This window comes from Pectobacterium fontis (genome assembly GCF_000803215.1).
GTDB lineage: Bacteria > Pseudomonadota > Gammaproteobacteria > Enterobacterales > Enterobacteriaceae > Pectobacterium > Pectobacterium fontis.
In genome coordinates this window covers 1-11,121 of the sequence record NZ_JSXC01000074.1, presented here as the reverse complement: position 1 = coordinate 11,121, position 11,121 = coordinate 1, and the positions used below count along the sequence as shown (strand labels likewise).

Genomic DNA, 11,121 nt, shown 5'->3' with positions numbered 1-11,121 from the left:
TCAAGTCTGAGCTAATACACCTGAAGCTGATGTTAATGAACCCACGTTATTCAGACTATAATCCTTTAATTTATTTGGATTTACCACCTATTTTCCGATAATGCCACTCCGCTATCGCTAGCATCTTTCTTTTTACTGCCAAAGAACTTCTTAACAAAACTAGCCATTTATTTTCCCTCATGTAATCACCAGGCAATTTCAAATCTTCCAGAGAATGGCACAGGAATTTTCATTCCCGTGCCACGCAAACATCAGCCATAAGCATGGAGCGTACGTTGGCACAATGCCGAACGCACGCAATCTTCCTTGCCGAAAGAGACCACGCCAATCATGTCATCCTCAACAAAGCGCTCTAATGCATCGCGCAAGCCAGATTTCACTCCGGCAGGCAAGTCGCACTGCGTCACATCACCATTGACGATAACTGTGACATTCTCACCTAAACGCGTCAGGAACATTTTCATTTGGTTCACCGTCACGTTTTGCGCTTCATCCAGGATCACAACCGCATTTTCAAACGTTCGCCCACGCATATACGCAAAAGGCGCAATTTCGACTTTGGCAATTTCCGGCCGCAAGCAGTACTGCATAAAAGAAGCCCCCAGTCGACGCAATAATATGTCGTAAACTGGGCGGAAATAAGGCGCAAATTTCTCCGCAATATCTCCAGGTAAAAAGCCAAGATCTTCGTCAGCCTGCAATACGGGCCGCGTAACAATAATGCGCTCAACCTCTTTGTGGATTAGTGCCTCCGCTGCTTTCGCAGCGCTCAGATATGTTTTACCGCAGCCAGCTTCACCTGTGGCAAAAATCAACTGTTTGTTTTCTATCGCAGACAAGTAATGTTCCTGGGCAGCCGTACGAGCTTGAATAACGGAATTATCACGATTCTCACGCGCCATCCCGATGGCTTCAATCCCGCCCATCTGTACCAGAGAAGTGACCGACTCTTCCTCACGCTGACGATGGCTACGCGACTCACGACGAATAACGCGTTTGGCTTCACGACGAGCTTTGATCACTGCTTTTTGTCTTCCCATAGTGGCACCTTACAGTTTGTTTCACTTACCGCACTGCTCTACAGCGCGTGACGTTTAACTCACTAACGAGGTTAGGCTTCCTTATTAAGCCAATAGCAGACAGAGAATACACATAGGTCATCCACGAACCGAATGAAAAATAGACAGAATGTTCATGGATAGAAAGAGAAAATGAAGGGAGGATTTGGATAACACGAAAATAGTTCAGCGTTAAAAAAAAGTGGAAGGAAAATCCCTCGCATCGGCGAGTCAGCAGCATAGGAGCTTGATATCGACAACAAAGTCCAAAAAAGGACATTACCATTCGCGTTCCTCACTGTGACAACGACTATTCCACCGAATAATGATTGATCGCATCGTAGAACTACTGCTACCTATTACCTAAAAATTAGTGCCGAATGATTTCAGTAGTATGACAGTGCAATAACTTCCCCATGCAATGCAAGCATTTTTACACTGTCATAACATTTACGTATAGTCGGTATCCCATGGTTTGGCAAAATTAGCCTGAGAATGACGCATTCTTCGCGTCAGAAATGTCGCTGCCAGTCCAAATATTGATCGTATTTTCGTAAGGCGCTGCGGTAAATATTTTGCTCAATGTTGGGAAGGTAATCACATATCTGCTGTTGCACCCCATCGCGATGCCCAGAGAAAGTTTCTGCGGGATAGTTATTCTCAGCCAGCAGTTCATCCAACCGCCGCAGACGAATCACATACTCACGCATCGTGCTATGCCGGACTTCAGTTTGCGCGATCAGATATTGTGTGAAGGCTTTAATATCAAAATAGCTAGCATTGGTATTGCATAATATTTCGCTACAAAAGCGGCAAAGTGGGATTAATTCTTGTTGCAGACCAGACCATATGTCGTCATCGATAAGCCTGTCGATGCTACCAATCGATTTTTTATTGATAAGTTGGCCACGAAATACCAGTGAAACACGGTCAAGTTCTTTATCACACTGGGAACAGTTGGTCTGTCGGTGTTTGAAGTCTTTCAGATAACGGCTGAGAAGCTGTTTCTTCCGAATTGATGGGTGCATGAATCCATTCCATGACAATACATAACTTCAATGCGAAGCGTACGCCAGATATCCTGGTGCAGCAAAACAGGCAATATCAATCAATTAAACATCGATGCAAGACGCTCATCAATATTCAGTAGTGATCTTTATCCTGCAACTTCAGCGGCTGAAGATATATGTTGATAACAATATTCCTACGCAGCGCAATTAAACATCGTTCATTAATTTCACGCGCAGGCGCTTTATCGCCTGGCTATGCAACTGACTGACTCGCGACTCTCCAACATCAAGAACGGCACCGATCTCTTTCAGGTTCAACTCTTCCTGATAGTAAAGCGTCAATACCAGTTTCTCTCGCTCTGGCAGGCTCTCAATCGCATCCATGACACGATGACGCAAGTTACCTTCCATTAATTGATGCAATGGATTGGCATCTTCATTGCCTTCCAGCAACGCCTCTGCGCTGTCACCATGTTCTTCACGCCATTCATCGTAAGAGAAAAGCTGACTGTTGTTCGTGTCCAGCAATATCTGACGATAATCCTCAAGCGTGATATTCAGGGTCTGCGCAACCTCCTGTTCCGTTGGAGTACGACCGAGCTGTTGTTCAGCCTGTTGCATTGCTTGTGCCACTTCCCGCGCATTACGCCGTACGCTGCGTGGAGCCCAATCACGACTACGTAATTCATCCAGCATTGAACCGCGAATTCGTTGAACCGCATAGGTAGTAAACGCCGTACCTTGCAACGAATCATAGCGTTCGACGGCGCTGAGCAAACCGATACCACCTGCTTGTAGCAGATCGTCAAGCTCAACACTCGCAGGGAGACGAACCTGTAAACGCAAGGCTTCATGGCGCACTAGTGGAACATAGCGCTTCCAGAGGGAATTCTTATCCATTGTGCCTTCGGCGGTATACAAATCGCTCACAGTGACAAATACCTACGATGATAGTGTTATCGACATTATTATGCTTTTAGGTAGGGTAGCCAATCGTCTGAATAGCGTCAAAAAAGGGGGGTTATTCCTGCTATGTATAGCAAGATTTTGTAAAGAATCTGCGGTGAGAAACAAAAATGGCAGGCCACTGGGGTAATGAGGTGATAATTCGTGATATCCCACACTTCCGAGTGAGATGATTTTAGCGAATGCCTCCCACAGAGCAAAGGGTATTTATAGAAAGAATCACCCTCTCAGGGGCATGGCAAACGCCGTCATCGCTGATAATAAAGTGTGCCCACGTTTCATTAGTAATAAAGTCCGTCTTGCAGAAACCCCAAAAAGCTTGTCAACTGTCGTAGTTCAACTAGCCATACAACCAATTTCAGCACGCCCTCACTGAAATTACCATTTAAACGAAAATAATCGATACAAGGTGATATCGGTATCATATAAAGTGCCATTTATCACCAATACGATCAATTACTTCTAACGCTAAAAAACACATGGATAGTATATTCAGCCATTATATTATGAATTAAATCATGTAATGAAAAAATGATAAAGAAGCGTTAAACCTTAGTGATTAGAGGAACAACAGGGAGCAACACACTTGCACGATTTTATATTTAGATAACGCACCGTTACACTGTTCCTTTCCTATATGATTGATTCTTTCGTCACACGCACCCATAAGTCTATTCCAGATTGATATTGCTAAAAAATTGATATATTATCTCATTATAACTTACGTTTTAAAATATGGTGTGCCATGATATCAGTTTGCATGATCGTGAAAAATGAAGCTTTGCACTTGGGCAACACATTGAAAGAGATTGTAAAGTATTTTGACGATATTGTTATCATCGATACTGGCTCGACCGACGAGACAAAAAGCATCGCCAAACATTTTACTGAGAATGTTTATGACTTTGAGTGGATATCAGACTTTTCCGCCGCAAGAAATTACTCTCTACAATTCGCAAAAAATGACTGGATCTTAGTTATTGATGCCGATGAAGTAATTAATAATTTTAATATGGCAGTACTTACAGATCTTATGAATTCACATCCAACACAAATTGGAACTGTCGAGATCGCTAGCATTATCAATGATGAAAGCACTGAAGAGACTAATTTAATTCAAGAGCGTATAAGTCGTCTCTTCAACAAAAAATATTATGAATTTTTCGGGATTATTCATGAGCAAATTTGTGAGAAAAATACGGAAAAGGCACCAGAAGGACGTTTTGATACGCCACTATCATTCACACATAGCGGTTATACAAAAGAAAGCATAGAAAGTAAAAACAAGATAGCTCGCAATATTAGATTACTCCTCAGTGCCATTGATAAAACAAGTGATGATGCTTATCTGCATTACCAGTTGGGGAAAAGTTACTACCTCGGGAAGGATTATGAACAAGCGGCACACAGTTTTGAGACATCTTTGCGTCTGCAAAAAAATCTTTGCGAAGATTACAATGAAGTGTTGATTGAATGCTACGGGTATTGCTTGATTAATACTGCACAATATGAAAAATCATTAGAAATTTTACAATACGAAGATTTGTGTTCTTCTACCGACTTTATTTTTTTAAAAGCATTAATACTCATGAATAATGCTGACTTCCAAAATGCTATCAATGCATTTCAGTTATGTACCAAAATGGGACCAGGCCGTAAGCAAGGCGTTAACACGTATAAAGCAAATTATAATATTGCCGTAATACTTGAGTGTTTTGGTATGAAGCCAGAGGCATGTGACTATTATCAACGATGTGGAGATTATAAACCAGCGCTAGATGGGTTAAACCGTATTCTCTGAATATCAACAAACATGAATGTTAACAAAGAATATATCCATCAAGAAATTATATTATTCAATATAGCTTTTTATCGATAGATATATATTCTTTCCCAACGCACCATTTCAGCATTAGGCATTTACGTCGAGCAGAAGTAGCAAAATCAGTAATCAAATATCGTACCTAGCCCACCGATGTCAGCTTGCATTGTTCTTGCCAAACATTTTTCTTGAAAGGTTGTTGGGACTTTCTCTAAGATAACTCGCATAAATGCGGCGTTAGGCTTCTCACAGCGAGATAAATTTATATCGAGATAACATGAGTCTGATATTTGAAACTTATATTCAAACCAACCAACATACCAGAACCACTCCGTATAATATATCCATGAGTTAGAGTTCATTGCCCTCACATGAGTTGGATCTTGCCATGCAGTGTTAGATTTTTCATAAGGAACCTCAATGAAAAATTCCCCACCAGTCCTTAACAAAGCAAGGCAATTGGTCATCATCGTAACAAGGTCAGATACATGCGCTAAAACACTATTCGCATATATGAAGTCATAATAATTTTCTTTTAATATAACCTCACCATAAAATGGTGATTTTCTCATCACAGGAAAATGTTGTTCTTTACTTAAGTCAAGAATGACATCTGGAGATGAGTATTTTGACACATCAATATTAATCCATCCCGATTTATAGTCTTTTCCCGAACCAATATGTATTTTTTTTATTCCGTCAGAGATACCAGTTACTTTTTTTATGCTCATGATGGAGTCGCCTCTTTTTACTATCTCATGATAATATTGAGAAACATCCACCGTTTTAAAAGCATCAAGCTGAGCATAGCTTTTTTTGTAAAAACAAGGTGTCTTAAATATATCTCTGAAGTAACTACCAACCTCATCCTCTTTAATGAAAGCAACACTTTCTCTATATTGTTCTGGAATAATTTCATCATCATCTAATAATGAAACCAGAGGAGTACCCAAGGATAAGACAGTGAATGCTCTTACCTCCTCAAACAATGAAGAATCATAATAATGGCAATTAAAAACACATTTCGCCCTTCTTATAAAATAGTCTTTTTCTGGCCCATACAAAGGACCATCGAATGTGCTAACAGACACACCTGAAGATTCTATTATTTGAATGATTTTCTTTCTTTTTTCATTCATAAGGCCGATAAAAAGAACATCAATCTCTCTATTTTCTATTGGTTGAGCATCACATGATAAATAAGGAGCATACCCAAATGGCACATAATGGATATGTTCTTTACTTTTTAACTCAATAATATTAGAAATATTATAATCTATAATTTCAGCTTCTTTTATCAAGTTCCTGTATGCATCACTTGCATTAAACCCACCATTTGTCATCTGCTCAAGATTAACAAACAGGCAGCAAAATTTATTCCAATCAGAGGGAATAATATTATTTGCGCCAAAAATAACATTAACGGCATTAAACACCAATCTATTTTTAGTCAACGTAACAAACCGACCAAGTTTTTCAAATTGATACTTATAAAATAGTGCTGCATCAAGAAAACCCAGACTGCTCATACTCCCAACATTTTGCATTATTACAATATTGATATTGTATTTCCCCATACCTACCCTCAACATTAATCTTTATATTTAAAAATCAATTACCGCTTAAAAAAAACATTAACCCGAGAATATTTTGCTTTAATTCCCTTCAACATCGCAATAACTTTTCTTTGATCTTTTTCCATAAAATCAATAGGCGAGCACCCATGCTTCTCTCTAAAATATTGCATTGCCACACTCGCTATTTGATTAAAATTGTCTCTACGATGGATAGTAGATTGTGACTCACTCCACTCATCATCACCGATATAATCCCATGAGTTCGGGATATCAGGACAGTAGCCAAACGATGTATGCATACCCGCTTTATATACCATTATTGTATGATCAACATGCTCTAATGCATTAAAATAATTTTCATCCATCAGACCAATTTTATCTAAACAACGCTTGGTATAGTAAGAAAAAGCACCGACACAAAAACCATATAATGGCAGTTCAAATTCGTCATAACTTACTGTCAAGTTAGGTCTTGGCTTTTTATTTTCATCTTTATTCCCATTACCGTGTTGACTGAAATTTAAATGTTGCAACCCTGTTGCTTTTGATACAGAAATGTAACGTTCAAAAACAGCAGGATCTTTAATATAAATGTCATCTTCCAATAGGAAGAAATGCTCACATTTTTTTGAAAGAAGATACCGAAGAGCAATGTTTTTAGTTTTCCCCACACCAAGGTTTGTTTCATTATTAATAACTAAGTGAGGTATTTCATCAAAATGAAGTTGACGATCACCATCATTGACAATGATAATTTCATCAATAACATCAAAAGGTAGTGAATTATATAATTTTAACAAACCCTCCGGTCGGTTATAAGTTGCAATCCCTACTCCAACTTTTTTATTTCCAATCATAGTTCACCTCAAAAATTTTTTATTTAGGCAACCAAGCCCGCTGCCAATCACTTAGCCCCTGACCTTCTAATATCCAGTCCTGGTATACAGCCTCACGTAATTGGTCACCCATTTTTTCTGTCGCGTCCATATCCGCCAAATGCATACGGATCGCATCCATCCAATCTTTAAAACGATTACCAACTCGCGTAACCGGTAAACCACAGCGATATGGCTCAATATCGGTACAAATAACCGGAATACCACATGCTCCGAGTTCCAATAAACGCAAGTTACTCTTGCACTCGTTAAACTGATTATGCTCCAGCGGCACTAGGGCCAGATCAAGATTCAAGCTCGCCGTCTTTTGTGGGTAATACTCAATAGGTACACCGGCATGAAATTCACATTTCACCCCCTCTGGCTTCATTCCCATAAATACCCACTCAACTTCATCCTCCAGGGCCTTCACGACAGAACGTAAAATAGCCAGATCGCCTCTATGACTGCTGCCTCCAGCCCAACCTACACGTAGTTTTTTACCTTGGCGGCGCAAACTAGTTAGCCCTTTCCACCACTCAGCAGGTAAGCGATTATAAGCGACACGAATGTCATGATGATAGCGAGAATAGGCCTCAGCAAGCGCCGGTGTAGAAACCACCAGCCAGTCAACAGATTCCATCGCCCGGCGGAAATTTTTTATACGTTCCTGCGAGAAATTTTTACGATTTCCACTGTTAATAGGAATATTTAGTACATAGTCATCAAATTCGGCGACGACCTTCGCATTAGTATAGCGATGATAACGCTGTGTAACCTCAGCCATTTGGGGACCATAGGACAACTGAGCGATAATCACATCCGGCGCCTGATGAACCACATCAACCAGATCTGCCATACCATGCGTTATCCCCCCTTCAATATGCATTTCCCGTGATAACGCCTGAAATGGGAACATCACCCGATAGTGCCCGCAACCGTGCCAATCAACATGATTCGCTAATACCACTGGCAATGGCCGCCCAGGCAGGGGTAATTGGCAACGTGCCATTTTCGGCGTCAGAGAAAAACCAGGCGCATGCTTTCCATAAGAGGGATGATAGCTGGGATCATCAGCTAACTGCGGCAACCAATACTGATAAAGCGCTTCGACGTCCCTGCGCTGGGGTAATGGTGGAAGATGAAAGTGCCGTTGCAGCAATCGGGATGCGCCACCTAAGTGCATCACGCGCGCTTCAGGGGTCCACACGACAAGATATCCTTGCTGACCGGCCTTCACTCCTAAATCGACGTCACCAAAATAGGTAGGAAAACTTTCAGCGTCAAACCCTCCCAGCGATATGAACACTTCACGACGCATCATCATACAGGAGGCACTCACTGCACTGACGTTATGCGTTACCAATAGCCGATTCATATAGCCGGAAGCATCTGCGGCATGTCCCTGAAATACGATACCTGCACTATCACTCAGGCCCAGAACCATTCCGCCGTGCTGAATTCTCCCATCCTGATACTCCAGTTTCGCGCCAACTATCCCGACCTCGGGTCGCAACACATGCTGTAACATCGCGTCGAGCCATTCGCCGTCTATGATTTCGGTATCATTATTTAAAAACAGCAAGACATCCCCACGCGCTTCTTCAGCAGCAAAGTTATTGATCGCAGAGAAATTAAACTCCCCTTCCCACGTCAACACCCGAATCTGAGAAAAACCCATCGTAGAGAGCTGCGATAAATATTGTTTTGCCCCTGGCTCAGTGGACTGATGATCGATAATCAATAATTCATAGCGAGGATAGCGTGTATTTTCCATCAACGTTTCAATACAGCGGCTAATCAAAACCAGATGATCTCTGGTAGGAATAATGATGGAAACGAGCGGTTGCGTATCATGCCGATAACCCACGCGCCACAAGCCGGCTTTGTCCGTAGCATGAATCTCTGCATTCACATGGCATCGCGCCAAATGGAGGGCCAGTACCTGAGGATAATAGCAGCGAGTCATCTCACTGGCCGACCAATCGGACAGAGTCTGCTGTGCATACACTAGCACCTCGGGAATGCGTGCGACGGATTGGGGGCCTTCTTGCTCAATGAATCGGTAAATACAATCCAGCAGACCAAAATAGCTATAATCAGCAGCGATTCCACCTAATTGATGTAATGCCGCCATATCCAAAGCTAAATTACGCCCTATATAAGGATAGCTGCGTAGCATATCAATATTACATGCTGGTTTTAGTATAGGATTCTTCGCTTCACCGGCGGCGAATTCAGCCTCATCAAAATAAAAAGCACGCGCAGCAGGAAAGCGCAAACGATATTCTGCGAGTAATAATAGCGTCTGTGGTAATAATCGATCACCTGCCGTCAAGACAAGTAGAAAAGAGGCCATTGATTGGCTGACAACCTGATTTAATGCTTCAAACCTACTGTTATTCTCCGTCAACCATACCACATTATCATCACAACCCTGTGCGTGGCGGGAGATGACATAGCACTCACTCGGCATAACGATTTGCCCACGAATGCTGGCAAGCGATGTAGCAACAGCATTGCTATCGGTATTATCCTGAATATCCAGCACCGCAATAGCAATATTACCTAGCTCTGGCGTATTATGAATATAAGCCTGTAATAGTGTACTACGCGCAGGTGTGAGGCTACGCTGATCCAGCCACTCGGCAACCGAATATGACGGTTTAGTCTTATCTAATAGCGTCTGGTTGTGCAATGCCCAACGCTGTAATTCTTGATCGTTAATAATCTTTAGCGACGGATCGGGCAACGTTTCCAGTAAAGCATTTAGCGCGTTTGAACAGCGCCAGTGTTGCTGATAAAAAGAAGCACGATGCTTCACATAGTGAGAGGCTATAGAATAATCGTTAGCAATTTCCGCAACCAATTCATCGAGCGATAATACTCTCGCCGTTGTTTCTTCACGAAATACGTTATTCTCAGTGATGTCAGAATTCACATATCCTCGAAACTTACCATCGTCATGCAAATAAACAGGCATACCTGCGCACAGCATATATTGAGCAATACGACCTGAGGCGATGGCCACATCATAATCAGCCCAAGCTGTTGGCTGCTGTAACCACTCCCTTTTGCTGACAAGATCGCAGGCAATCGACAATTCAGCTAGTCTGGCTGGTAAAGCCTGCAACTCTGACGTTAACGTATCGGTCACAATCAGCAGTTTTTTTAGCGAAGAAGATGACCGTTCAATGATGCCATAGAAGCTATCCGATAACGGCTGAGGGAAAACACTTATTTTTTGCGATTCAACGCCCGCTTCAAGCAGATATTGTTTCAAGCGCGGGACACTAATCAGAGCTGCGTCAGCTAATTGGTTTTCTGAGCGCACATCAGCAGGGGAACTTTCTCTATTTTGTAACGCCACATGGTCAAAAATTATGCGCGTGATAAGTTCGCCATTTAGCATACGGGCAAGCAGGCTATTATTGATAACAGAGTATTGTAACCAGAGCAGATCGTATTCACCGTCAAATACGTACTCGGCATCGTCAGTAATCAGCAAATCACCGTCGCCATACTGTTGCTCTATCCATGTTTTCATCACACCATCATAGCGATGGCAGAACACCTCAACGCGCCAGCCCTGTTCGAGGAACCCCCCAATCAAATCCGCAGTGGCAAAAGCCTCATCCTGATAATCGGAGAGCTGATGAGTACTGATAAAAACGCATGGCATAGTTCAGAAACCTTAACTAAAGGAGGATCGCACGGCGAAGTGGGATTACTTTACTAAAAAAGTACCGTCTTAACCGTCCAATAAAACGACAAACTACGTACTAACTTGCGGAATCATAACCACCCGCATAG

Annotated in this window: 7 protein-coding genes; 1 reads left to right on the top strand and 6 read right to left on the bottom strand. The window is 41.9% G+C overall.

Annotated features, from left to right (window positions below):
• Positions 1 to 251: 251 nt before the first annotated feature.
• The 3 genes from phoH to OI69_RS18480 all read right to left on the bottom strand — a co-directional run bounded on the left by phoH (position 252) and on the right by OI69_RS18480 (position 2,998).
• Positions 252 to 1,040 (bottom strand): phosphate starvation-inducible protein PhoH, encoded by a 789-nt coding sequence (gene phoH, locus OI69_RS18490; RefSeq protein WP_015840764.1) that lies wholly within the window; start codon positions 1,038 to 1,040, stop codon positions 252 to 254.
• Between the two features lie 530 nt (positions 1,041 to 1,570).
• On the bottom strand, positions 1,571 to 2,086 hold the full coding sequence (fliZ, locus tag OI69_RS18485; RefSeq protein WP_039354041.1) for a flagella biosynthesis regulatory protein FliZ: 516 nt from the start codon (positions 2,084 to 2,086) through the stop codon (positions 1,571 to 1,573).
• Positions 2,087 to 2,275: 189 nt separating this feature from the next.
• The gene (locus OI69_RS18480; RefSeq protein WP_039354037.1) at positions 2,276 to 2,998 is read right to left on the bottom strand and encodes an RNA polymerase sigma factor FliA; all 723 of its coding nucleotides are present in this window, start codon (positions 2,996 to 2,998) and stop codon (positions 2,276 to 2,278) included.
• Between the two features lie 796 nt (positions 2,999 to 3,794).
• Between OI69_RS18480 and OI69_RS18475 the strand changes: the two genes are divergently transcribed.
• Positions 3,795 to 4,835: a glycosyltransferase gene (locus tag OI69_RS18475; protein WP_235319737.1), complete on the top strand. Its 1,041-nt coding sequence runs from the start codon at positions 3,795 to 3,797 to the stop codon at positions 4,833 to 4,835.
• A 143-nt stretch (positions 4,836 to 4,978) separates the two neighbouring features.
• Here OI69_RS18475 and OI69_RS18470 read toward each other — a convergent pair whose 3' ends face one another.
• The 3 genes from OI69_RS18470 to OI69_RS18460 are packed head-to-tail and all read right to left on the bottom strand — an operon-like array spanning position 4,979 to position 10,990.
• Positions 4,979 to 6,433 (bottom strand): class I SAM-dependent methyltransferase, encoded by a 1,455-nt coding sequence (locus OI69_RS18470; protein ID WP_039354030.1) that lies wholly within the window; start codon positions 6,431 to 6,433, stop codon positions 4,979 to 4,981.
• Positions 6,434 to 6,471: 38 nt separating this feature from the next.
• Positions 6,472 to 7,290 carry a glycosyltransferase family 2 protein gene (locus tag OI69_RS18465; RefSeq protein WP_039354027.1) on the bottom strand — a complete coding sequence of 273 codons (819 nt, stop codon included), beginning with the start codon at positions 7,288 to 7,290 and terminating at the stop codon, positions 6,472 to 6,474.
• Positions 7,291 to 7,309: 19 nt separating this feature from the next.
• Entirely contained in the window at positions 7,310 to 10,990 is a 3,681-nt protein-coding gene (locus tag OI69_RS18460) for a glycosyltransferase (protein ID WP_052198410.1), read from the bottom strand.
• Positions 10,991 to 11,121: the final 131 nt, after the last annotated feature.